Origin of the sequence: Pseudomonas sp. UMAB-08, from assembly GCF_900095225.1 — a bacterium.
Taxonomy (GTDB): domain Bacteria; phylum Pseudomonadota; class Gammaproteobacteria; order Pseudomonadales; family Pseudomonadaceae; genus Aquipseudomonas.
The window spans coordinates 512,893-536,143 of record NZ_LT607415.1 but is presented as its reverse complement, the minus strand read 5'-3'; the positions used below and the strand labels follow the sequence as shown (position 1 = coordinate 536,143).

Sequence of the window (23,251 nt, the reverse complement as noted above, 5' to 3'; positions counted from 1 at the left end):
GTAGCTGCACTGTCCGGAATATGCCCATGATTTTTTCACCCAGACAATGGCGTCTGCCTGGCCGCCTGCGCCTGGCTCATTTGTTTGTGATCGGCAGCAGCGGTGTGGTCCTGTTAAAGGCCCCCGCCGTGCTGGCGACGCCATCGGTTGAGTTCCAGTCAGGATTCATGCGTCAGGACGGTGTCCAGGACGCCAACGCTGGCGCGCTCGCCCTCGGTACCCTGGCCAAGGACCTTAACCTTGTAGCCGGCCGCTACCGAGTGGACATTCTGGTCAACCTGAGCTTTTTCGATCAGAGAGAAATAGACTTCAACCTCAGCCCCAATGGCGAGCAATTGTTACCGTGCCTGTCACGCGAACTGCTGGAAAACATCGGCGTGCGCCTCGACAGTATTGCCAACCCCGAGGGCCTGCAGGCCGAGTGCATCGATCTGCCCACACTGATTCCTAGCGCTGAAATCGATTTCGATACCGGCAGGCTTTCGCTCGCACTGTCGATTCCGCAGATTGCCATGCGTCGCGACGTCGTCGGTTATGTCGACCCTGCGCGCTGGGATGCGGGTATCAATGCAGCGTTCATTAATTACCAACTGTCGGCGCAACAAGGCACGAGTCGCTACAGCGGCGCCAACACCAGTGATGACCTGTACCTGAACAGCGGCGTCAATCTCGGCGCCTGGCGCTTGCGCAGCAACCAGTCCCTGCGCCAAAGCCCGGAAGGCAAACGCGAGTGGGCCCGTGCTTATACCTATGCTCAACGCGACCTGCCCGGTACCCGGGCAAACCTGACCCTGGGCGAAACATTTACCTCAGGAGACGTGTTCCGGAGTCTGCCGATCAAGGGCCTGGTTATTGCCACGGACCTGAGCATGTTGCCCGACGCCCTGCAGGGTTATGCGCCGATCATTCGCGGCGTCGCACAGACCCGCGCCAAGCTTGAGGTGCTACAGAACGGCTATCCGATTTATTCCACTTACGTCAGCCCCGGACCCTACGAGATTGATGACCTCAGTACCGCCGGCGGCAGCGGCGAGCTGGAAATCGTCCTGACCGAAGCCGACGGCCAGGTCCGGCGCTTTACCCAGCCCTACGCCACGCTGAGCAATTTGCTGCGTGAGGGGGTATGGCGTTACAGCGCCTCCCTCGGACGTTACAACGCCGCCAGTCATCTGGATGACCCGATGCTCTGGCAAGGGACTTTGGCCATGGGCACCGTCTGGGACTCAACCCTGTACGGCGGTTTGATGGTCAGTGATTACTACCGTGCAGGCAATCTGGGTATCGCCCGGGACCTGGGCGCGATCGGCGCAATCGCCTTCGATGTCACCCGCTCCAGCACCGAGATCAATAACACCGACACCCGGAGCGTCGACGGGATGAGCTATGCCGTTAAATACGGCAAGTCGTTTCAGACGAATACGAGCTTGCGTTTCGCAGGCTATCGCTACTCGACCGAAGGCTATCGTGATTTTGATGAGGCGGTGCGAGAGCGCAGCCGTGACTCGAAATACCGCGGCAGTCGACGCAGTCGAATGGAGGCAGCGGTGTATCAAAACCTGGGTAATGCAAGCTCGATCAACCTGACACTGTCACAGGAAGACTACTGGAACAGTGACTACCAGCAACGCCAATTCCAGCTCAACTTCAACACTCAATACAAAGGCGTGGGCTACAACCTGTACGCCTCTCAATCCCTGAATGACGACAGGCTCGACAGTGATCGGCAGATGGGGCTTAGCGTGTCATTCCCGCTGGATTTCGGCCATTCGAACTCCGCGACTCTGGACTTCAGGGAAAGCGGCGGTCGCTATAGTCAGACTGCCCGTCTGACCGGCAGCACCGATCAGAATCGGCTTAGCTACAGCGCCGCACTGGCCAACAGTGACAGCCAGCAACAGTCCGCATCGCTATCGCTCGGTTATCAGGCACCCTTCGCCAGCGTCGGCGCCGGGCTGACCCAAGGCAGCGACTATCGCAACCTTTCGCTCAATGCCAGTGGCGCGGTGCTGCTCCATGCCGGTGGCGTCGAGTTGGGGCCGTACCTGAGCGACACCACCGCGCTGGTGGAAGTGCCGGGCATTAGCGGGGTCGGCGTGGTGAACGCCACAGGTGTGCGCACCAATGACCGCGGGTATGCACTGGTGCCCTACCTGCGTCCCTATCGCGTGAACCATGTGGTGCTGCAAACCGATCAGCTGGGTCCCGAAGTGGAAATCGACAACGGCTCCGTTCAGGTGGTGCCAAGGCGCGGTGCCGTGGTCAAGACCACCTTCGCCGCCCGCTCGGTCAATCGTTTGGTGATCACCGCACACACGACCAAGGGACAGCCACTGCCGTTCGGCGCTCAGGTAAGCGATGCCGAAGGCACTGTTATCGGCGTTATGGGCCAGGCCGGGCGCGTCATGCTCTCTACCCGTGCGGAACCTCAGACGCTGGACGTACGTTGGGGCGAGCAGGCCGAGCATCACTGCCAGCTATCCATCAATCCCGACGCTATGGAACAAGCACAGGGTTACCGACTGCAGACATTGACGTGCCGCTGAGCATCGCTCGACAGCCACTCTTTCAGGGAACGATGAAGCCTTCCGCACGCCCTTGTCATTCAGGACACACCACATGAATTTTTCATTAAAACGGTGCTCGGGAATCCTGGCACTGGCTGCCAGTTTTCAAACCGACCTTGCCCTGGCGGTGAGTGAATGCTGGATCAGACCCACTGACGGGCCCATTACTTTCCACCTCAACATTGGCGCCGTCTATGTCCCTAGAGATGCAGCGGTCGGGAGTGTCATAGGCCAACTCGACCGACCCTTTTCTACGGTCACCTCCGAGGGCCGCCATGTATTTTGTAACAACGTCGACGGTTCGATCCTGACATTCAATGCGCGAGCGGTGGCACCGATTTTCGGTGGTTCACTGCCACCCATTGACGGCGAAAATGTCACGGGGAAGATATTCGAAACGGGCATTCCCGGCATTGGTGCCCGAATCAAACTCAGGCATCCGTTCGACGGAATCGCCGGCGATTCATTCGTTCCCCTGACACCCCCCACGGTCCCCTTCAACGCGCGGTTATTCAATGCGACACCTCTACCGCTGCAAATCAATGTTCTTGAGGGCAATGTAACGCTGGTTAAAACCGGAACCATTGCTCCCGGTCCGCAGACAGTAGACCGTACATTGTTCGACAGCCGCTTTTCGATGATTCCCAAGGCGTTTGACTTCCAACTGACCGGGACAGTCATTCAAGCTCAGTGCGACGTCTCGACCGTCAGCGATGACCCGGTCAAGCTGGGGGAATGGAGTACCTCGGCCTTTACCGGCCCTGGCTATAGCACACCTAAAGTCGACTTCAATATTGCCCTTGGTAACTGTGAGGTCGATCCCGGTGACATCAATGTCGCCTGGGCCCACATACGCCTCGATGGCGTTAATGGCTCAACCCCCATCGCCGGGGTCGAAGGCGGGTTCACGCTAACGACTGACTCCACTGCCGAAGGCATAGCCATTCAAATATTACGCAGCGACGGTATAACGCCTGTCCCTTTGGGACGCGACATTCCCTTGGTGCCTCTTTCTTCCGGCAACACCGTGCTGGACCTGAGCGCACGCTTATTCCAGACAGGCGACACTCGCGATGTCGTCGCCGGTGACGCTAAAGGCTCCTTGAGTTTTACCATTAGCTTTCAGTAAATCGGACTCAGCCCCTGCAATCAGGGGCAGGGTCTCCTCACTCCGATGTCAAGCCACCAGAGTCAGGTACAGTGATGGAAAGTCAAAACGACTCGTCCCACCATCAAAACTTACCTTGACCCGCACGGTTAGTGACTCATTGACCCGAAAAAACTCCAGGACGGCTTTTGGCACATTGGCCTCGACCCACCCTGTAGTGACGTCGGCCTCGACCACCCGATAGTTATCCAGGACCACCTGATCCGGTCCTACCCCGGTTAGCGTGACCGTAACCAGTTGACCCGGCCCCATGAACGTCCAGCGCCCCAGCCTGAAGGTCGCCTGACCCACAACACTGCTCAGGCTCAAAAGGTTCACGACCCCCACAGGCTGAGTACATTGAATGGTCCTGAACCGCGCTGACTCCAAGGCCATGACTGTCAGCGTATGGTTTTCGGACTGTGCCGGTTCCCCTCCGGCAACCTGGTAGTACACCGGTATGGCCTTGCCCATGTGCTGGGCGATATGGGTATCGGGAATACTGAACCTGAGCCCGCCGGATTGTGGGGTTATCGCCAGGTACGCACCCTCAGTGCCAGGAACCGCCCACTGTACCGTGATCACATCGCCCGGTTTGAACACTGCGTCGTCCGGAATGACCACCGTCGCCCCCGCTCTTGCATCGTAAGCTTGCAAGACGCTTTGCGTCGACGAACCGAAGGCCTCCGCAACCGTGGGACTGGGTAAAAAACGCGACACCGGCTGAGCTTGAGTCGCCAACCTGACCGGCAATGAGTACGCCGTTGTATTCCCCGCCCGGTCGAATAATTGATAGAACGCGTAACGATCACCGTCGCCTCGCCTACGGATCATGTCGCCCGAAAACAGCACGGACAACGGCTGACCGATATCCTCCCTGTACAGGGTTCTTGACGTGACGACATCTGCCGCCGCCACTGTAAATGGATCCCTATTCCAGTACCAGGTGATGACGTCGCCCGCGCGGCCCAACCCATAAGGCGGCACCCGACCCACCAACTCATCACCGTGTTCCTCCAAATATTGCTCGGTGACCGTCGCCGTGTCGAAAATCAGTTGCCCCTGATTGGCGCCCAACACCGGAGGCGTGAGATCAATGGTGACGCTCAACTGATCCGAGTCCTGTATATCTCCGTTGCTTAACGTCAATTCATACCAGAGTTTATGAAGACCGGGAGTGAGATTGTTACTGGGCATATTAAAAAACAGGTCAACTGGCGGGATGTGTTCATCAGTCCATTCTTTTTCGTATATGGGCGTGTTATCCCAGTACACCCTAATGGAGGAGGATGAACCCGGGAACCAGTTATGTGTCCACATTGGAATTTCAATCGGCAGAGGCGAGGATGCATTAGCGGCGGGCAACAGTCCCGTTTCATCCCATCGGGCATCGTCTGGCAGCAGGCTTGCGACGATGGGAGACGAAGGGTTCGCATCAGGCCCGGTGGTGCGGGTGGTTGGCATCATAGGTTCTCCCTGAACAAACATTGATAGCAGGAAGAGGGTAATGTCCTTCCTGTGTCAGCCAGGAAGGTATTTAGCGCCAAGGAACAACATTCGGATACTGTCAGAAATGACAGGTCCCCCCTTAAAATCCGGGTATGTCAGACCGCTTTTCGAAGTGCCAACGGGCAGCCGGATGCGTGGTTTCAGGGGCTGCCTGGAACGTCCGGGCTCTTGGCTTTCGAGCCGGCCCAGTCGATCAGTAGGCTGTAGGCCACCGCCAGCAAGGTCGGGCCAATGAACAGGCCGATGAAACCAAATGCCAACAGACCGCCAAACACCCCAAGCAGAACGATCACCAGCGGCAGGTTACCGCCCCGACTGATCAAGTAGGGTTTGAGCACGTTGTCGACGCCACTGATGATGAAAGTGCCCCAGATACCGAGGAAAATCGCCATGCCGTACTCGCCCTTCCAGGCCAGCCAGGCAGTGGCGGGAATCCACACCAGCGGCGGGCCCATGGGCACCAGACTGAGGAGGAACGTAACGACCCCCAACACCAACGCGCCCGGGACGCCCGCGATCAAAAAGCCGATCAGGGCCAGCACGGCCTGCGCCGCTGCGGTGCCGATCACCCCATTGACCACCCGCTGCACGGTACCCGCCACCAGATCCTGGTAATAACCGGCACGGTCACCGATCAGCCTTTCCAGCAAGCTCAGGACAAACGCCGCCAGCCGTGGGCCATCACGGTAGAAAAAGAACACGAAAACCAGACTCAGGGTCAGTTCGAGGATCCCGCCGCCAATCTGTGCGCTACGTGCCAGCAACCAGTTGCCGACTTGACCCAGGTAGGGCTTGATCGCGGCCATTGCCGCAGCGCCCTGCTCATCGATCGTGTTCCAGAACCCCACTAACCGCTCGCCCACGAACGGTACGCCTGATAGCCATACCGGCGGCGCGGGCAGGCCGTCGACCTGCACGTCCTTGATGAAGAGCGTCACGTCACGGATGTGGTCCGCGAGATTGAAACCCAGCCACACCAACGGCAATGCCACCAATAACATCCAGATCAAGGTCAGCAGCCCCGCCGCCAACGCTTCACGGCCATTGAGCCAGCGTGTTACCAGGCGCATCAACGGCCAACTGGCGAAGGCCAGCACCGCGCCCCAGAACAGCGCCGACCAGAACGGCGCCATCACCCACAGACTGGCACCGAACAGTGTCAGGAGCAGGAGCTGCACCAACAGGCGATCATTATTGGGCATGGGTTATCTCGAAAAAGCGAATGATAAGAGCATAACGGCGAACACCCGCAACGCCAGTGCTCGCCTGGTGAACGCAGGGCTTTAGCGAATAAGCTCGACGAACAGCCCCGGCTTGTCGCCGCTGCCAGCCTCGATCCGCGCGGCACGTACGCCCTTGGTGATCAGCGCCTGACGCCAGGCCTCGGCATCTGCCCCGGACACAGTCACGCGCAGGTTGCCATCCAGATTGAGCCCACGCGAGAGCAGGGTCGCCCAGACATCCTGAGGTGCACCTGTCAGCTTGGGCAAACTCAGCACACCTGTGCTTTTGAGTTGACGCAACAGGGTTGCCGAGGTCGGCAACACGTCGCCCAAAGGTGCTGCTGCGCTGAACTGTTCAACATGCAGGTACGCTCGACGGTTGCCGCGAGTGATGCTGTACAAGGCCACCAACGTATCGTTTTTCGGCGCAGCCAGACGCAACAGCAAATAAGCCTGCTGCTCATCGGCGCCATACAACTTGGAGTTACCAAATACTTCATTGGCCCACAGACTGCTTTCACCACAATCACGGGCCTGGCACCAGAACAACAGCTCGGCGCCCTGCTTCTGCAGGGCTTCACGGGCTGCGGTGAAGGCTTCGTCAGACGTGTGTTCAGCAGGCAGCTGGTAGGTCACCGAGGTGACATTGCCCCGTGCGCCGATCTGGCCGTCAAAGCGTAACTGGCCGCTGATCTTGCGGATCGAACCCAACGGGTAGATTCGCTCCAGCTCCGTGACGGGCCGATAGTCGACGATTTCAGCATCTGCCAAACGCGGCACCCCCTCCAGATCGTGGCTGCCAGGCACGTCGGCGGCGCAGGCTATCGCGCTGAGCAGCGAGCCGCAGATCGACACGCCGAGAACACGGGATAAGCGCATACGTATTCTCATCGGATCGCCAAAATTGGGGCGGAGTTAATCGTCTTGCATGTGCCAGCGATAGGTAGGTCCATCAACGTTGTCTCCCATTTCAATCTGCCCAGCCTCGGCAGTTGCCTGCTGCAAGTCAAGGAACGGCATAAAAGCGATTGAAACAGTCTGCAACAGCGCGTGCGCCCTCCTCGTCATTCAAATGCAAATGATGGCCGCCGGGCAAGGTCGTGGTCTCGAACGTCAGCTGTGACAGCAGTTCGCTGTGCTGGGCCAACATGCCCTGCCCAGCCACCACCAGATGGGTTGGGCAACTGACGCGCTGGACGAACGCCATGGCCTGCTCGCGGGTCAAGCGCATCGGAGAGGCCAACGTCAGCCGGCTGTCACTGCGCCAGGTGTACCCCCCCGGCACCGGCATCAACCCTCGTTGAGCCAGCAGCTCGGCCGCTTCACGACTGACGGCAACCAGACCTTTCATCCGCGCCTCGACGGCTCGCTCCATGTCGCTGTAGACCGGTTTGCGCTTATTCGACAGGTTCAGTTGCGCTTGCAAGGCCATGCCCAACCGCTCGGCCGCATGACTGGCTTCGCCGGTCGGCGGGATAACTCCGTCGATCAGTGCCAGACGGGTCACACGCTCAGGCAGCGCACCCGCCAACACCACCGAAATGATCGCACCCAATGAATGCCCAAGCAGGGAAAAGCGCTGCCAGCCCAGTTGCTCGGCGACGTGCAGCACGTCATGCACATAGTCCCACAGGGTATAACCGGCCCCCAACGGACGATGATCGGAGTGACCATGCCCGGCCAGATCCAGGGCGACGATGCGCAAGCCTTTGAGCTGCGGTGCCAAGCGGGCAAAGCTGTTGGCATTGTCCAGCCAACCATGCAAAGCGATCACTGGCTGACCGTCTTCAGGCCCGAACAGGTGCGCGGCCAATTCAATATGCGGCAGGCTCAGGCGGACTTCTTCGACGGGCACGCTCATGCGCACGCCTGCTCGGCGCAACGCGCATCCCAGCGAGCGAACAAGGTCTTGAGCAGCGCAGCGGTGTCTTGTGGACGTTCGAGCGGGAACATATGTCCGCCGGGCATGGACAGGTATTCGCCTTGCGGCATCCGTTTCACCGAATGGGCGTGGTGACGCATGACCACCCGACTGCGTAGCCCGCGCACCACCGCCAGTGGCACTTTCAACTGCTGCGCCCGACCGGGACTCGTGTGGGGCACACTGCGGTAAATACTTATTTCAGTCGCCGGATCGAAGCGCAGGCGCAGCTGATCGCCGTCCTGTTGCAAACCATGCTCAAGGTAGGCCTCTAAGCATTCGGGATCGAAGCCGCGAAACAAGGTCTTGCCAGCGAAATACGTGCGGGCAGCGCTCAGATCAGCGAAAGCCTCCCGGCGTCCAAGGGTGCGACCGGCCGGGGTGATGCGATCAATGAAACCAAAGCGTTTGGCGGCGCGAATCATCCATTGATCAACCCATGTCAGCACCGGTGAATCGAGCATCACCACCCCGCGATACAACTCGGGACAGCGCAACGCGGCATGAAAGTGCAGCACGCCTCCCAACGAGTGCCCGACACCCCACACAGGTTCAGGTTGCTGGCGCAGGTGATGAATCAGCTCGTCGACCAGACTCAGCCAGTTGTCGTTCACCGGGAAGCGTGGATCGTGCGCGTGCTGCTCCAGATGCGCGACGGCGTAATCCGGCGCCAGTGCGTCGAACAATTTGCCATACGTAGCCGACGGAAACCCGTTGGCGTGAGCGAAAAACACCTGTTGCGACATGCGAATACGTCCAAAAACAAAAGCCAACGGCGATTGTGCGCATCCGCCGTCGACACAGCAATGACTGTAACTGCCAGGAAGGGTGACACTTGAGCCAGAATGACGATCCGCTCGCTATCAGCGTGCCGGCGGCTGCTCACCTACCGGCACAACAGCCATGGTCAGGCGGGAAATACAGCTGGCCTTGCCTTCATCGCTGGTCAGACGGATGTCCCAGACGTGAGTGGTGCGGCCGATATGCACCGGGCGCGCAACGGCGGTGACGCGACCACTGCGCAAACCACGCAGGTGGTTAGCGTTGACCTCCAGCCCCACGCAAAAGAACTTTCTTGGGTCAATACACAAGTAACTGGCCATGGAGCCTACGGTTTCAGCCAGTACCACCGACGCCCCACCGTGTAACAGGCCGTAGGGTTGATGGGTACGGTGGTCGATGACCATGCTCGCGGTCAGGGAATTCTCGTCGAAAGCCTCGAAACGAATGTCCAGCACTTCACCAATGGTATTTTTCTGCAGCGCGTTGAGTTGGTCTATATCGGGGGTTTTAAGCCATACACTCATGTTCAATCCTTTTAAGTGGCGCTCGCATGACGAACGCCAGACATAAATGGGTCACTCTTGCCACTGCACAACCCCGGATCGATCGCTCCATTTCTGGAAGCTGGCGCCATAGGTCGACTCGATGACCGCACGTTTTATTTTCAAGGTCGGCGTAAGAAAACCATTCTCGACCGCCCAACTATCTTTCACGACGATCAGCCTGTGCAAGCGTTCATGTTTGTCGAGGGCAGCATTGACCTCTTCAAGCAGCACTTCCAGGCTCTCGTGCAATGCGCTACGGGCTCCGCTGGCCGCATCTTGCAGACCTGTTGCGGATAACACGCATAACACCAGCGGCGCACTTAAACCGTCCCCGACCACACACACTTGTTCGATGCGAGTGTGCACGGCCAGACGGTTTTCTATGGGTGCCGGCGCGACGTACTTGCCTTTACTGGTCTTGAAAATCTCTTTGAGACGGCCCGTCAGGCGCAAATAGCCGTCGGCGTCCTGCTCGCCTTTGTCACCGGTGCGCAAAAAGCCGTCCTCGGTGATGGTTTCGGCAGTCTTGAGCGGCTCCTTGAAATAACCCTGCATGGTCGCACCGCTGCGCACCTGTACTTCGCCGCTCGGATCAATCCGGACCTCGACCTGCGGGCAGGGCTGGCCAATCCAGCCAATTTTCTGCTTACCCGGCAGGCTGATGTGCGAATAACCGCAGTTTTCAGTCATGCCGTAGACCTCCAGCACCTCCAGGCCCAAGCGCCGGTACCAGTTCATCAACGCCTCGGGGATAGGTGCGGCGCCGGACAATGCGATGCGCAACGCATCCAGCCCCAACCCGGCCAGCACTTTGCGGCCAACGATTTTACCGATGATCGGCAAGCGCAGAAGCGCGTCGAGGCGCGCGGCGGGCATCTTGTTGTAGACCCCCATCTGGAACTTGGTCCAGATACGCGGCACACCGAACATTGCAGTGGGCCGGGCGCGTTTGAGATCGACCAGAAAGGTGTCCAGGCTCTCAGCGAAAAACACCGTTTGCCCCGTATAGATTGACGCCATCTCGACGAACATCCGCTCTGCCACATGGCATAACGGCAAGTAGGACAGCAGCCGATCCTGCTCCCCTAACTGGAATAGGCCGACCCCGTGGCTGGCGGCGAACGCCAGGCCACCGAAGGTGTGCATCACCCCTTTGGGCAGCCCGGTGGTGCCGGACGTGTAGATGATGGTCGCCAATTGCTCTGACGAGGGCGACGGGTTGTCCTGAATTGGCGCGCAGGCCTGCAACTCGGACCAGTTGAAATCGAAGTCGGCAGTCGGGCAAATAGGCAAGGCGACGGTGGGTAAGCCGGGCCTGACGCCGCCAGCCATGCCCGACCAATCATCGAGCTTGCCGATAAACACCAGCGCCGCTTCGGAATGCTCCAGCACTTGAGCAACGGATTCAGATGTCAGATTGGGATACAACGGCACCGAGACATGGCCGGCCATCCAGATCGCCAGGTCGGCAATGATCCAGTGGGCGCAGTTCTTGGAAATGATCGCAATATGGCTGCCTTGGGGCAATTCGCGTCGGCGCAGCCAGTGTGCAGCGCGACGGGCCTGGTCACCGACATCAGACCAGCTCAACGTCTGCACGTGGCCGCCTGCCAATGGCTGGACCATATAGCGCTTGTTCGGATGACGGGCTTCGCGTTCATAGAATACGTCGAGAGGCAAACGAATAGCGCCAGACATGCGACTTGCTCCTGGGTTTTTTATTTCCCGGAAGCGTAGCTGACCAAGCACTTGCTTGGGAGTAATTTCAAAATCAAGTGCGGGGCTGTCACGTGTCGAGATCAGCCCGGTCAAACAATCGGTGCCTGTGCGGCCGGATCAAGGATGCCGAATGCTGCACAGCTCCATAAGACCCGCCAGCGGGAAATCCCCTTCGAGCTCAGCCAGGCTGGCAGTGCCCATGGGTTGGGCCTGCCGATAATGACCGTCGACAAGCAACCCCACCAGTGCTCCCACCAGCGGTTGATGGCTGACCAGGAGCACATCGTCCGTCGAGTACAGATCCAGTTCGCTCAGGACCTTTTGCGGGTCGCTGTCCGGAGTCAACCAGGGAACGGTCATGATCGGCTCGTTGAACCCGAGGACTTGATGGACCAGTTCGGCCGTCTGCTGTGCACGTACATAGGGGCTGGCGATGATCCGGTTCAGCGGCTTGCCCAACAGGTGCGCTGCACTTTTCAGCACTTCTTCGCGACCGTGAGCGGTCAGCTCGCGCTCGGCATCGTTGCGCGCCTGAGAGTGAGCTTCACCATGGCGCAAAATCCACAACTTCACAGTTTTGGCTCCTCATCTCGAACGGGATGCGGCGCAGGGGCAACGCTATGCGGCGCCTCGCCTTCAGGCGCCCGTGGCATAGGCCAATCGGTGAAAGGCCAGGGCTTCTGGTCGCTGTGGAACGTGCCGAAACGGCCGATCTGCGCCAAGTACTGACTCACGCTGTCGCCAAAATTCATCAAGCTGCCACTCGGAGCGCCGTAGATCAGGCGGTAGCCGACCTGCACCAGTACCACACACCCGAGGACGACTTCTGCCAGTTGCCAGATCAATACAAACAGCAGCATCCATAGAATGCGCAGCAGGACCGACTCATTCTGTTTGAGTTTCGATTCGTTCAAGACCTTCACCTATCTCTAAGGGCTTCAGTTAAACAGTGGTTCCGTTAAAAACCACTGGTGGAAATAAAGTCGACATCGGTTTTCGGCTCGGCACGCATCAATACTTCGATGACTTGATTGAGCGTACGTCCTTCGAAAAGAATCGCATGCAAGCCCGCAACCAGCGGCATATACACCTGCAACTCATCCGATTTGGCCTTGAGCACCTTCAGGGTGTTAACCCCTTCCGCCACTTCGCCCAAGCGGGTGACAGCCTCTTCAAGACTCAAACCCTGACCGAGGGCGAAACCCACTTGATAGTTACGGCTCTTGGGCGATGAGCAGGTGACAATCAAATCGCCAACCCCGGCCAGGCCGAGAAAGGTCATTGGATTAGCGCCCTGGCTCACGGCAAACCGGGTCATCTCCGCCAGGGCACGGGTGATCAGCATGCTCTTGGTGTTTTCGCCCATGCCCAACGCGACCGCCATGCCCGCGATAATCGCGTACACATTCTTCAACGCGCCGCCCAGTTCGACACCAAACCGATCGGCACTGGCATACACGCGAAACGTCCGACCGTGCAGCGCGGCCTGCACCTGCTGGCAGAGGTCTTCATCCGCGCTGGCCACCACTGTGGCGGTCAACGCGTGCTCGGCGATTTCTCGGGCCAGATTCGGTCCGGACAACACACCGATGCGCGCATTCGGGGCGATTTCTTCGAGGATTTCGCTCATCAGCTTGAAGGTGTGCGCCTCAATGCCTTTGGTCAGGCTCACCAACATCTTGCCGGTCAACAGGTCCGCATGAGGCGCCAGCACAGAACGCAAGGCGCTAGAGGGCAAGGCAACAAAAATCAACTCGCTGCCGTTCAGCGTGGTCAGCAAGTCCGTGACCGGTTCAACCGCAGGGTGAACCTTGATGCCTTTGAGGTACCGTGGGTTCTCGCGGTTGACACGGATCGCCTCGGCCTGAGCCGGGTCGCGCATCCACTGCCTGACCGGATAACCGTTCTCTGCCAGCAGATTCGCCACAGCAGTACCGAAGCTGCCGCCTCCAAGAACCGCAATAGGTTGCTGTTGAGTCATAACCAATCCACTTAGAGCCATCACATCTGGCGATGGCAGCATTATACGGGGCAGAGCCTGCGCGACCAGCCTTGAAGAGATTCAATTCAGGCCGACCAATACCCCACAAGTTCAATGGAAATTACCGCAGCGTCGGTTACCATGCCCGACTCCCCCTTTTGATGGCGTTTCGCGATGACCTGTCAGTCAAGGATAAGCAGTGTTTATGACCAATGGATCATAAAACTGTGCGCGCAGTTCACGTGCCTGCAGGGGAGCGATCCACCGCGGGCGGCAGGAGAAAGCGTCCGATGACTTTCCGCCTGAACTGGGGCATCAACACCCGCACCCAAATCATCAGTCTGGGGCCGGCGCTGCTACTGACCTTATTGCTGATCAGTTTCTTCACCTTCGTGCGGATTCAGGACTTGCGTCAAGAGTTGACTCATACCGGTCAATTGATCGCCAATCAGTTGGCTCCAGCGTCGGAATATGGCGTGATCGTGGGCAACGATGACGTTCTCGAAGGCCTGATGCGCGCCACGCTGGCCACGCCCCACGTGCGCTTTCTGGAGGTGCAGGACAACGCCAACAACGTGCTGATGTACGTCGAGCAACCGAACGAAAACGACACACGATCCGCTCAGGTGGAGATCTTCCAGGCACCTATCCGGTCACAGAACATCCCGTTGGGGAATGACCTCCTGCAAGCCCCTGCCCCCCAGGCCAGCTCGCCGAATGAGGATTACCTGGGGCGGGTGATCGTCGGCATGTCCAACGATGCATTCAGTCAGCGCCAACAGGAAATCCTGCTCAAAGCCGGGGTTCTCGCGCTGTTCGCCCTGCTTTTTACCTATGTCCTCGCCCGTCGTCTGGCGCTAAGCCTGTCGCAACCGATCAGCGACATGGGCGAAGCGGTCAAGGCGATCCAGCAAGGTGACTACAACAGGCCATTACCGGTGACCGACGACGGCGAACTGGGTGACCTGGCGCGACACATCAACAACCTCGCCTACGGACTGGAACACGCCAGCCGCGAACAGCAACAGACCATTGACCAACTGATTCAGACCCGCGAAGAAGCCGAACGGGCCAACAGTGCCAAATCCAACTTCTTGGCCATGATGAGCCACGAACTGCGCACCCCCATGAACGGTGTATTGGGGATGCTGCAGTTGATGGAAACCACCAAAATGACCGATGAGCAGGCTGAATATGCTGCGTTGGCGACCGAATCAACCGAGCACTTGCTGCGTGTGATCAACGATATCCTCGACTTCTCGCGTATTGAGCGCGAAGCACTGGCGCTGGAGCATATACCGTTCAATCTGGCTGAATTGATCAGCACCTCGGCCCAGGCTTTCCACCATAACGCCCAACAACGCGGCATCTCCCTGGAGCTGAAAACCCCTCCGGGACTGGAGTCCCTCGAGGTCGAAGGTGATCCGACCCGTATTCGGCAAATTCTGGTCAATCTGATCGGCAACGCGTTGAAATTTACTGACCTGGGCAGCGTACAGATCGAGACCCGGTGGCAGCCTCTGGATCAGGAATCGGTCTGGTTCACCTGCACGGTGTGCGACAGCGGCATCGGTATCTCTGCCGAGCGACTGGAACTGATGTTCAATGCCTTTGAACAGGCGGACAGCTCGATTTCCCGGCGGTATGGCGGTACCGGGCTAGGCTTGCCTATCGCCAGAACCCTGGCCGAGCGCATGGGCGGAACACTTCGGGCCCGGAGCGAAGAAGGCATCGGATCAATCTTCACCCTTGAAATTCCGCTGGCGCTGCACAGGGAAAAAGCCCCTGAACAGGTACCGACCTTCCTCGCGGGTAACAGCAACGGCAAAAATCAGCATGTGTTGCTGGTTGAGGACAACCCGGTCAATCAGACCGTGGTCGAGGCGATGCTGCGCAGTCTGGGCTTCCAGATCAGCGTGGTCAGCGATGGGGCACAGGCTGTGAGCGCGGCTCAGACTGGAGATTTCGCGGCGATTCTCATGGACTGTCGCCTGCCAGTGATCGACGGCTACGAAGCGACGCGGCAGATTCGTCAACTGACAAACTGCATTCAGGTACCCATCATCGCCCTGACTGCCAACGCATTGCACGGTGATCGGGAGGCCTGCTTGCAGGCCGGAATGAGCGATTACCTGGCAAAACCCTTCAAACGTACTGATTTACAGCAAGTTCTTCAGCGTTGGCTGCCCTTTCAAGCATCTGCGACTGGCGATAAATGCTAAATTACGGCAGTCTTAGTGACCAAATCAGCTCGCAAACGCTGCTTGGATAATAATTCCAGTGCACAAGTGTACTTTCATTTCCCTTGTGCTGTGACTTTCACTACAACGCAATAGTCTATGAGTAGGCTGACGGCAGAGACCTGGCGCGTCAGCCGGACAGGAAAATTTGCCTTACCCTGCCGCACAGGATTATTGAGGAGCTCGCATGACCCAACAAAACGCCTATACCCGGGAAGACCTGCTGCGCTGCAGTCGCGGTGAGCTGTTCGGCCCAGGTAACGCGCAACTGCCCGCCCCGAACATGCTGATGGTGGATCGCATCACCCATATCAGCGCCGAGGGTGGCAAGTACGGTAAAGGTGAATTGGTCGCCGAGCTGGATATCAATCCGGACCTGTGGTTCTTCGCCTGTCACTTCGAAGGTGACCCGGTGATGCCAGGCTGCCTGGGCCTTGATGCCATGTGGCAACTCGTCGGCTTCTATCTCGGCTGGCAGGGGAATCCTGGCCGTGGCCGTGCTTTGGGGTCGGGCGAAGTGAAATTTTACGGTCAGGTTCTTCCGACCGCAAAAAAAATCACCTACAACATCCATATCAAACGCACCATGAAAGGCAAACTGGTCCTGGCAATCGCCGACGGCACCGTGAGCGTTGATGGTCGCGAAATCTACAGCGCCGAAGGCCTTCGGGTCGGCCTGTTCACTTCCACTGAAAATTTCTAAGGGTATCCGCATGCGCCGCGTCGTTATCACTGGTCTGGGCATTGTTTCCTGCTTGGGCAATGACAAAGACACCGTTTCCGCTAACCTGCGTGCAAGCCGCCCTGGCATCCGTTTCAATCCGGAATATGCCGAAATGGGTCTGCGTAGCCAGGTTTCCGGCTCCATTGACCTCAACCTCGAAGAGCTGATCGATCGCAAGATCTATCGCTTCGTCGGCCATGCAGCGGCTTACGCTTACCTGGCCATGAAGGACGCTATCGTCGACTCCGGACTGTCCGAAGACCAGGTGTCCAACCCGCGCACAGGCCTGATCGCTGGCAGCGGCGGCGCGTCGACGCTTAACCAGATGGAAGCGTTGGACATCCTTCGCGAAAAAGGCGTCAAGCGCGTTGGCCCATACCGCGTCACGCGGACCATGAGCAGCACCGTCTCCGCCTGTTTGGCCACCCCGTTCAAAATCAAGGGTCTGAACTACTCCATCGCGTCTGCCTGCGCCACCAGTGCTCACTGCATCGGTAACGCAATGGAACAGATCCAGATGGGTAAACAGGACGTAGTCTTCGCCGGTGGCGGTGAAGAGGAGCACTGGAGCCAGTCGTTCCTGTTCGACGCGATGGGCGCTCTGTCCAGCCAGTACAACGAAACGCCGGAGAAAGCCTCCCGCGCTTACGATGCCAAACGTGACGGTTTCGTCATTGCCGGTGGCGGTGGCATGGTCGTGGTTGAAGAGCTGGAGCATGCTCTGGCTCGTGGCGCAAAAATCTACGCAGAAATCGTAGGCTACGGCGCAACGTCAGATGGCTACGACATGGTCGCCCCAAGCGGCGAAGGCGCTATTCGCTGCATGCAAATGGCGCTGTCCACTGTTGAAGGCCCTATCGACTACATCAACACTCACGGGACTTCGACTCCGGTCGGCGACGCGAAAGAGATGGAAGGTGTACGTGAAGTCTTCGGCACAGATGCTCCTGCCATCAGTTCGACCAAAAGCTTGTCGGGTCACTCTCTGGGCGCTGCCGGCGTTCACGAAGCGATCTATTGCATGCTGATGATGGAAGGCAACTTCATCGCTGGCTCTGCCAACATCGAAGAGCTCGACCCGGTTGTGGCCGATATGCCGATCCTGCTCAAGACCCGTGAGAACGCAAAGGTCGATCAGGTCATGAGCAACAGCTTTGGCTTCGGTGGCACCAATGCCACCCTGGTGCTGAAACGCTGGCAGGGTAAGTAACACCTGCATAAAAAACGGCACCTTCGGGTGCCGTTTTTTTCGTCGCTTTTTCGTACCCACAGCACCTTGTGGCACCTCCCTACGTAGCCAAATGCCATGGAAGAATATGATCGCAATGTCGGCGCAAGGCCTGGCATCTCACGCGGTAACGACCCCAAGCGAATGAAGAGATCCTACTTTCTCGGTATTGCTTCGATTACAGCCTTCTGTCTTTTAGCCGCAGTTCCCGGGCATGCCCAGAATTTACCAGCTCCGCTAGCCAGAGACGATGGCAAAAACGCCATGGTCTTCGTCAGCCAGGCACAGCAGATCGTTGCCAAGGCAACCCTCAAAGCGCACTGGAGCGGCCCCGAGTCCGGCCCTCCTGCCCCTCGGGGCAAAAACATTGCCTTTGTGGCAGAAGATTTACGCAATGGCGGAATTGTCGGTGTCGCGCAAGGCGCACGCGAGGCGGCTGCGGTGATGGGCTGGTCGCTCAAGATATTCGATGGCGGCGGATCGTCAGCCGGACGCGCGAAAGCCTTTGCCGATGCGCTGGCAGCAAACCCCGACGGCCTTATCCTGTGCGGGTCGGATGCACACGAGAACCGTGCGGCACTGGAAACCTTTGCCAGCCATGGCGTGCCTGTCGTTGCCTGGCACGCGGATGCACAGCCGGGGCCGATTGCGGGCACACCTGTCGCCATGAACGTCACCACCGACCCGGTGGAGGTCGCACGCCTCACTGCATTGGCGGCAGTGGCGCAATCAATGGGTCACGCTGGCGTGGTCATCCTGACGGACTCCAGGTACAGCATCGCCACAGCCAAGGCCAAGGCCATGGAAGACATCATCCAGTCCTGCAAAGGGTGCACCCTGCTGGAAGTGCGCGACATTGCGATCTCTGAGAGTGGCGAGCGTATGCCCGCGATTACTAAAGAACTGCTCCTGCGGTATGGCAAACGCTGGACGCATACGCTGGCCATCAACGATATCTATTTCGACTACGCGACTGCAGCGTTGGCCAGCGCCGGAATACCGAGCAACGGACTCAATCTACTGTCTGCCGGGGATGGCAGTGCTTCCGCTTTTTTGCGCATTCAGGCAAAGACTTATCAGACCGTCACAGTGGCCGAGCCGCTGAATCTGCACGGATGGCAGGTGATGGATGAATTGAACCGACTCCTTGCAGGACTCCCTGTCAGCGGATTCGTAGCGCCAGTTCATCTGGTCAATGCCGACAACGTCACCCTCGATGGCGGGGAGAAGTTCCAGTACGACCCTGACAATGGCTACCGGAATGTGTACCGCCGCCTATGGAACCGCTGACCGTGGATGTGACTTCCAGACTCACCGCCGTGTATCGCCTACTGCTCCCGCAATCGTTACGCGCTCAATTCATCCTTGCTTTTCTAGCGCTGGCCCTGTTGATCCTGGCGGGCGGCACGACAGCGGTCTACGCCTTGCGTACGTCAAACAACGCCACCCGAGAGCTGACCAAAGAGCGATTGGTCCGCATGCAAGCTGGACAGGACATGCTGCAAAGCACACTGCTGATCGAGCGCCAAACGGATCAACTACTGACCACCGCCTCTTTTGACACCCTGCGCTCAAGCTATGCCGAGACGGTCAAACAGCTTGAGGCACTTGATCGCCTGGTGGTTCAGCTGACAACCGCGAGCAATGCTGTCGCGATACTTGACGTGCATCAGTCGAGTCAACTATTTCGCAATACCGCCAACATTGTGGCTCAACTGCGTGAAGGCGTACTGCAAACCGAAGTCGACTTCGAACACACCCTGAAGGATCGTACCGGTCGCTTGATCGGCGCTCAAACTCAAGGCAGCCCGGAGCTGGCGGTTCTGCTGTACAACCTGCCTGTCGTGAATGACCGCAATGCGGTGGAACTGCTGCGTACGCGCTTCATGCGCAAGGCCGATGCGACACGCGAGTTACCCGATGCAGTGCGAAACGATGTCGCCACCCTGCAATCACAGCAGTCCGACCTTATTGATCCTGACGCGCACGATCCGTTTTCCCTCCGCCTGAAACTGATCAGTCAGCACGACGCTCTGCAGCACTTTCATGATGCTCTGGAAAGCCAGGCCGAGTCCTTGGTGACGGTGGCACGCGAGCAATCCGACGCGTACACCCAAGACTACCGGGAAGCCGTGCAGGAATTGGTCGAAGCCTCCAATCGCAGCCAGCAATGGATACTGATCATGCTGGGCGGCAGCCTGATACTTGCATGGTTTGTGACGCGCATATTCATGGGTCGTCATGTGCTCGAGCGCCTGAATGAGATAAGCCGCCAGCTACGGCAGGAGCGTATCGACGATACGCCGCTGGTGATGGAGGTGCAGGAGAAGGACGAGATCGGCGACATGGCACGTGCCGTGAATCAGTTTCTGAAAGATCGCCAGCAGCTTGAAAGAAAAACAGCCGAATTGAGCACCGTCAAAGAACGGCTCGCTTTACAAAACTCTCAATTGCAACAGGAGGCTGTTGTACGCACCGGCCAAGGTAACGTCCTTGAACTGATCGCGAAAAGTACCGAACTCCAGGAGGTCCTCGACAGTCTGGCCCATCTGGTTGAGTCGCAGATGAACGACATGATGGTGTCCATCCTCCTGCTGGACGAAGAGGGAACGCACCTCCTGCATGGAGCCGCACCCAGCCTGCCGAAGACCTACACCCAGGCCATCGACGGGGTTGCAATCGGCCCGAAGGTCGGCTCGTGTGGCACTGCCGTGTATCGACGAGAACCCGTGATTGTTGCTGATATCGAGCACGACCCACTGTGGGAAGATTATCGATCAATCGCAGCGCCCTACGGCCTTCGCGCCTGCTGGTCGACACCCATCCTGTCCCATGATCGAAAGGTCCTGGGAACCTTTGCCTTGTATTCCCGTACGGTGCGCAGCCCCGTCGAGATCGAGATGCAGCTGATTGGCATAGCGACGCACCTCGCCGGAATCGCGATTGAGCGCAAACACACGGAAAACCGCATCCGCTATATGGGAGACCATGATGCATTGACCGGACTGCCAAATCGCACGCTGCTGGAAGACCGTCTCAAACAAGCCATCCTTTACGCTCAACGTTGCGCTCGCCGGGTAACGGTGGTGTTCATCGACCTGGATAAATTCAAACTGGTCAATGACAGTCTGGGCCATAGCGCCGGGGATGAGCTGCTGAAAACCGTCGCCAGCCGAATGGTGCAGTGCGTGCGCCGCACCGACACGGTCGTTCGGCTGGGCGGCGACGAGTTCGTGATCATCCTGTTCGATCAGCCTTCTGACGTCGACGGTATCACCCCGGTCCTGCAAAAAATCCAGGAAGCCATCCTGCAACCCATCCTGCTCAGCGGGCACACACTCCACGTCACCTGCAGCATGGGACTGGCCACCTACCCTGCCGACGGAACCGACACCGAGACCCTGCTCAGAAACGCGGACGCCGCCATGTATCGCGCCAAGGAGCTGGGCCGCAACAGTTACCAGTTTTACACCAGCGAGATGAACAGCAAGCATAAGGGCAAGCTTGCCATGCAGGACGGGCTTCGAAATGCAATTGACCGTGAGGAGTTCCTGTTGCTGTATCAGCCCCAGGTGGATTTACACTCAGGTCAGGTCATCGGCGTGGAAGCGCTGATCCGCTGGCAGCACCCCACACTCGGCATGGTTTCCCCCATCAAGTTTATTCCGCCAGCCGAAGAAACCGGATTAATCGTGCCCATTGGCGATTGGGTGATCCACACTGCCTGCAAACAGAACAAAGCCTGGCAGGATGCAGGCATGCCCACGATCACCATCTCAGTCAATATTTCAGCACGCCAATTCATCGAAAGGGACTTGGTCAGCCGGGTGCAACACGCGTTGCAGGAAAGCGGGCTGGACCCCATGTACCTTGAGCTGGAACTGACCGAAAGCTTGATCATGCAAGACCTCAAGCAAGCCATTACCAAGATGAAGGAACTGCAGGCGATGGGAATAAGCCTCTCGATCGATGACTTCGGCACCGGCTACTCAAGCCTCGCCGCACTGAAAAGCTTCCCCATTGCCCGACTGAAAATTGACCAGTCTTTCGTGCGCGACCTTCCCGATAACGAGAATGACAGAGCCATCGCCACGGCCGTGATTTCATTGGGGCACAAACTGAATCTCAAGGTGATCGCCGAGGGCGTAGAAACCGAACAACAGAAAGTTTTCCTGCGCGAAAACGGCTGCGATGAAATGCAAGGCTATCTGTTCAGCAAGCCTGTCTCGGCACAAGAGATAGAACAGCTGCTCATGCTGTAATACGCCGATCCCATACCGCAAAGCGCCGCTTCATCCCTGAGAGGTTTTCCATGACCATCACTGTCCACACGCTGTCCGGCAACGGCTATCGCCACAGCATTGAAATCAATCACAAACATAAGCTGCTCACCGATCTTCCAGTAAGCCTCGGCGGCGAAGACTCCGCGCCTGATCCGCATGATTATTTCGATGCAGCCCTGGGCGCGTGCAAGGCGTTGACGCTCAAACTGTATGCCGAAAAACACGACATCCCGCTGACGGGTGTCACTGTCGAGGTCAAACACGACAGCAGCCAGGAACGGGAAGGCAAGTATCATCTGCATGTTGAGCTGACCCTTGAGGGCATGCTGAGCAATGAGCAGCGTACCCTGCTGCATCGCATCGCCGATCGCTGCCCGGTACACAAGCTGATGACCACGACTGAAGTCAGCATCGAAACTCACCTGACCGAAGCCGCCGTCGACCAATAGCGCCGTACACGTCAGGGCGGGGTATGCTGTGTGCATCGACCCGCACTGCTTGCCGAGATGACGCTCATGATCGTAATCAAGCCCCGCACAGAAGATGTCGAAGGCCAACCGATTCTGCGCCCGCTGCCGTCAGCCAAATGTCGCAGCATCGGCCCTTTCGTTTTTTTTGATCACATGCTGGAGACCGATTACCCGGCCGGCAGCGGCATGAATATCCGTCAACATCCGCATATCGGCTTGTCTACCCTCACCTACTTGTTCGAGGGCCAGCTCTTGCACAAGGACAGCCTTGGCAGCGACCAATTGGTCCTGCCCGGTGACGTAAGCTGGATGACAGCCGGTAGCGCCGTTGCCCACATCGAACGCACACCGGAAAAGCTGCGCAGCAGCGGCTCACGCCTGCATGGACTGCAGGTCTGGCTGGCCTTGCCTAAACCACACGAACAAGGCCTAGGGCACTATAGCCATCATCCCGCACAGACACTGCCGGTTAGCGATGACCTCGGCGTCTGTATTCGGATGATTGCCGGCAGCGGGTTTTGCCTGACATCCCCGGTGCCGGTGCTGTCGCCGACGCTATATGCCGAAGTCAGCCTGCAAACCGCCACTGCGCTGACGATCCCTGCTGACCACGAAGAGCGGGCGCTGTATGTGGTGAGCGGTGAGGCGCAACTGGATGGCGAGCCGATAGAGGCACGCAGTTTGATCGTGCTGCCGGCTGGAGAGCGCGTGACGTTATGCGCTGACAGCGCATGTCATGCCGTGCTGATTGGAGGCGCCGCGCTGGACGGACCACGACGGATCAACTGGAATTTCGTGGCCAGCGACCCGGCGCTGATCGAACAGGCGCGCGCCCGCTGGGCGGCCGGTGATTGGCCGACGGTGCCGGGTGAAACGGAAAGGATTGAATTGCCTTAGCTTGAATCCGGGTGCCT

General features: G+C 58.3%; 19 protein-coding genes. 9 read left to right on the top strand and 10 right to left on the bottom strand.

Annotated elements, in window-relative coordinates:
• Window positions 1–26 precede the first annotated feature (26 nt).
• Together K0F75_RS05545 and K0F75_RS05540 are read left to right on the top strand one after the other, a co-directional pair.
• Window positions 27–2,543 carry a fimbria/pilus outer membrane usher protein gene (locus K0F75_RS05545; RefSeq protein WP_219060836.1) on the top strand — a complete coding sequence of 839 codons (2,517 nt, stop codon included), beginning with the start codon at window positions 27–29 and terminating at the stop codon, window positions 2,541–2,543.
• Between the two features lie 73 nt (window positions 2,544–2,616).
• On the top strand, window positions 2,617–3,693 hold the full coding sequence (locus K0F75_RS05540; protein WP_219060835.1) for a fimbrial protein: 1,077 nt from the start codon (window positions 2,617–2,619) through the stop codon (window positions 3,691–3,693).
• 48 nt (window positions 3,694–3,741) lie between these two features.
• On the opposite strand, the gene K0F75_RS05535 is transcribed toward K0F75_RS05540, so the two are convergent.
• The 10 genes from K0F75_RS05535 to K0F75_RS05490 all read right to left on the bottom strand — a co-directional run bounded on the left by K0F75_RS05535 (window position 3,742) and on the right by K0F75_RS05490 (window position 13,392).
• Window positions 3,742–5,178 (bottom strand): hypothetical protein, encoded by a 1,437-nt coding sequence (locus K0F75_RS05535; RefSeq protein ID WP_219060834.1) that lies wholly within the window; start codon window positions 5,176–5,178, stop codon window positions 3,742–3,744.
• Window positions 5,179–5,360: 182 nt separating this feature from the next.
• Window positions 5,361–6,422 (bottom strand): AI-2E family transporter, encoded by a 1,062-nt coding sequence (locus tag K0F75_RS05530; RefSeq protein ID WP_219060833.1) that lies wholly within the window; start codon window positions 6,420–6,422, stop codon window positions 5,361–5,363.
• Window positions 6,423–6,503: 81 nt separating this feature from the next.
• Window positions 6,504–7,322, bottom strand: coding sequence for a DUF4892 domain-containing protein (locus K0F75_RS05525; RefSeq protein WP_219060832.1), 819 nt, complete (start codon window positions 7,320–7,322; stop codon window positions 6,504–6,506).
• A 127-nt stretch (window positions 7,323–7,449) separates the two neighbouring features.
• On the bottom strand, window positions 7,450–8,304 hold the full coding sequence (locus tag K0F75_RS05520; protein WP_219060831.1) for an alpha/beta hydrolase: 855 nt from the start codon (window positions 8,302–8,304) through the stop codon (window positions 7,450–7,452).
• Entirely contained in the window at window positions 8,301–9,110 is an 810-nt protein-coding gene (locus K0F75_RS05515; RefSeq protein ID WP_219060830.1) for an alpha/beta fold hydrolase, read from the bottom strand. Before K0F75_RS05515 ends, K0F75_RS05520 begins: the two co-directional genes overlap by 4 nt.
• Before the next feature lie 117 nt (window positions 9,111–9,227).
• Window positions 9,228–9,671 carry a hotdog fold thioesterase gene (locus K0F75_RS05510; RefSeq protein WP_219060829.1) on the bottom strand — a complete coding sequence of 148 codons (444 nt, stop codon included), beginning with the start codon at window positions 9,669–9,671 and terminating at the stop codon, window positions 9,228–9,230.
• Between the two features lie 51 nt (window positions 9,672–9,722).
• Window positions 9,723–11,390, bottom strand: a complete 1,668-nt coding sequence (locus tag K0F75_RS05505; protein ID WP_219060828.1) for an AMP-binding protein — start codon at window positions 11,388–11,390, stop codon at window positions 9,723–9,725.
• Window positions 11,391–11,528: 138 nt separating this feature from the next.
• Window positions 11,529–11,984: a phosphohistidine phosphatase SixA gene (gene sixA / locus K0F75_RS05500; protein WP_219060827.1), complete on the bottom strand. Its 456-nt coding sequence runs from the start codon at window positions 11,982–11,984 to the stop codon at window positions 11,529–11,531.
• Window positions 11,981–12,325: a DUF4389 domain-containing protein gene (locus tag K0F75_RS05495; protein ID WP_219060826.1), complete on the bottom strand. Its 345-nt coding sequence runs from the start codon at window positions 12,323–12,325 to the stop codon at window positions 11,981–11,983. Before K0F75_RS05495 ends, sixA begins: the two co-directional genes overlap by 4 nt.
• 44 nt (window positions 12,326–12,369) lie before the next feature.
• Window positions 12,370–13,392: an NAD(P)H-dependent glycerol-3-phosphate dehydrogenase gene (locus K0F75_RS05490; protein ID WP_219060825.1), complete on the bottom strand. Its 1,023-nt coding sequence runs from the start codon at window positions 13,390–13,392 to the stop codon at window positions 12,370–12,372.
• Window positions 13,393–13,682: 290 nt separating this feature from the next.
• On the opposite strand from K0F75_RS05490, the gene K0F75_RS05485 reads away from it, so the two are divergent.
• The 7 genes from K0F75_RS05485 to K0F75_RS05455 all read left to right on the top strand — a co-directional run bounded on the left by K0F75_RS05485 (window position 13,683) and on the right by K0F75_RS05455 (window position 23,234).
• Entirely contained in the window at window positions 13,683–15,614 is a 1,932-nt protein-coding gene (locus K0F75_RS05485) for an ATP-binding protein (RefSeq protein WP_219060824.1), read from the top strand.
• Window positions 15,615–15,819: 205 nt separating this feature from the next.
• On the top strand, window positions 15,820–16,335 hold the full coding sequence (gene fabA, locus K0F75_RS05480) for a 3-hydroxyacyl-[acyl-carrier-protein] dehydratase FabA (protein ID WP_219060823.1): 516 nt from the start codon (window positions 15,820–15,822) through the stop codon (window positions 16,333–16,335).
• 10 nt (window positions 16,336–16,345) lie between these two features.
• A complete protein-coding gene (gene fabB / locus K0F75_RS05475; RefSeq protein WP_219060822.1) occupies window positions 16,346–17,566 on the top strand; it encodes a beta-ketoacyl-ACP synthase I in 1,221 nt (406 codons plus the stop codon).
• Between the two features lie 282 nt (window positions 17,567–17,848).
• Window positions 17,849–18,874: a substrate-binding domain-containing protein gene (locus K0F75_RS05470; RefSeq protein WP_257604262.1), complete on the top strand. Its 1,026-nt coding sequence runs from the start codon at window positions 17,849–17,851 to the stop codon at window positions 18,872–18,874.
• A complete protein-coding gene (locus tag K0F75_RS05465; RefSeq protein WP_219060820.1) occupies window positions 18,862–21,846 on the top strand; it encodes an EAL domain-containing protein in 2,985 nt (994 codons plus the stop codon). Before K0F75_RS05470 ends, K0F75_RS05465 begins: the two co-directional genes overlap by 13 nt.
• Before the next feature lie 50 nt (window positions 21,847–21,896).
• Window positions 21,897–22,316, top strand: a complete 420-nt coding sequence (locus K0F75_RS05460; RefSeq protein WP_219060819.1) for an OsmC family protein — start codon at window positions 21,897–21,899, stop codon at window positions 22,314–22,316.
• A gap of 57 nt (window positions 22,317–22,373) precedes the next feature.
• A complete protein-coding gene (locus K0F75_RS05455; RefSeq protein ID WP_219060864.1) occupies window positions 22,374–23,234 on the top strand; it encodes a pirin family protein in 861 nt (286 codons plus the stop codon).
• The last annotated feature ends 17 nt before the right edge of the window (window positions 23,235–23,251 follow it).

What these genes read in the sequence shown, in the direction of transcription:
- K0F75_RS05545 (WP_219060836.1), top strand. Translation starts at nt 27, where the DNA reads ATGATTTTTTCACCCAGACAATGGCGTCTGCCTGGCCGCCTGCGCCTG.
- K0F75_RS05540 (WP_219060835.1), top strand. Translation starts at nt 2,617, where the DNA reads ATGAATTTTTCATTAAAACGGTGCTCGGGAATCCTGGCACTGGCTGCC.
- K0F75_RS05535 (WP_219060834.1), bottom strand. Translation starts at nt 5,178, where the DNA reads ATGATGCCAACCACCCGCACCACCGGGCCTGATGCGAACCCTTCGTCT.
- K0F75_RS05530 (WP_219060833.1), bottom strand. Translation starts at nt 6,422, where the DNA reads ATGCCCAATAATGATCGCCTGTTGGTGCAGCTCCTGCTCCTGACACTG.
- K0F75_RS05525 (WP_219060832.1), bottom strand. Translation starts at nt 7,322, where the DNA reads ATGCGCTTATCCCGTGTTCTCGGCGTGTCGATCTGCGGCTCGCTGCTC.
- K0F75_RS05520 (WP_219060831.1), bottom strand. Translation starts at nt 8,304, where the DNA reads ATGAGCGTGCCCGTCGAAGAAGTCCGCCTGAGCCTGCCGCATATTGAA.
- K0F75_RS05515 (WP_219060830.1), bottom strand. Translation starts at nt 9,110, where the DNA reads ATGTCGCAACAGGTGTTTTTCGCTCACGCCAACGGGTTTCCGTCGGCT.
- K0F75_RS05510 (WP_219060829.1), bottom strand. Translation starts at nt 9,671, where the DNA reads ATGAGTGTATGGCTTAAAACCCCCGATATAGACCAACTCAACGCGCTG.
- K0F75_RS05505 (WP_219060828.1), bottom strand. Translation starts at nt 11,390, where the DNA reads ATGTCTGGCGCTATTCGTTTGCCTCTCGACGTATTCTATGAACGCGAA.
- K0F75_RS05490 (WP_219060825.1), bottom strand. Translation starts at nt 13,392, where the DNA reads ATGACTCAACAGCAACCTATTGCGGTTCTTGGAGGCGGCAGCTTCGGT.
- K0F75_RS05485 (WP_219060824.1), top strand. Translation starts at nt 13,683, where the DNA reads ATGACTTTCCGCCTGAACTGGGGCATCAACACCCGCACCCAAATCATC.
- fabA (WP_219060823.1), top strand. Translation starts at nt 15,820, where the DNA reads ATGACCCAACAAAACGCCTATACCCGGGAAGACCTGCTGCGCTGCAGT.
- fabB (WP_219060822.1), top strand. Translation starts at nt 16,346, where the DNA reads ATGCGCCGCGTCGTTATCACTGGTCTGGGCATTGTTTCCTGCTTGGGC.
- K0F75_RS05470 (WP_257604262.1), top strand. Translation starts at nt 17,849, where the DNA reads ATGGTCTTCGTCAGCCAGGCACAGCAGATCGTTGCCAAGGCAACCCTC.
- K0F75_RS05465 (WP_219060820.1), top strand. Translation starts at nt 18,862, where the DNA reads ATGGAACCGCTGACCGTGGATGTGACTTCCAGACTCACCGCCGTGTAT.
- K0F75_RS05460 (WP_219060819.1), top strand. Translation starts at nt 21,897, where the DNA reads ATGACCATCACTGTCCACACGCTGTCCGGCAACGGCTATCGCCACAGC.
- K0F75_RS05455 (WP_219060864.1), top strand. Translation starts at nt 22,374, where the DNA reads ATGACGCTCATGATCGTAATCAAGCCCCGCACAGAAGATGTCGAAGGC.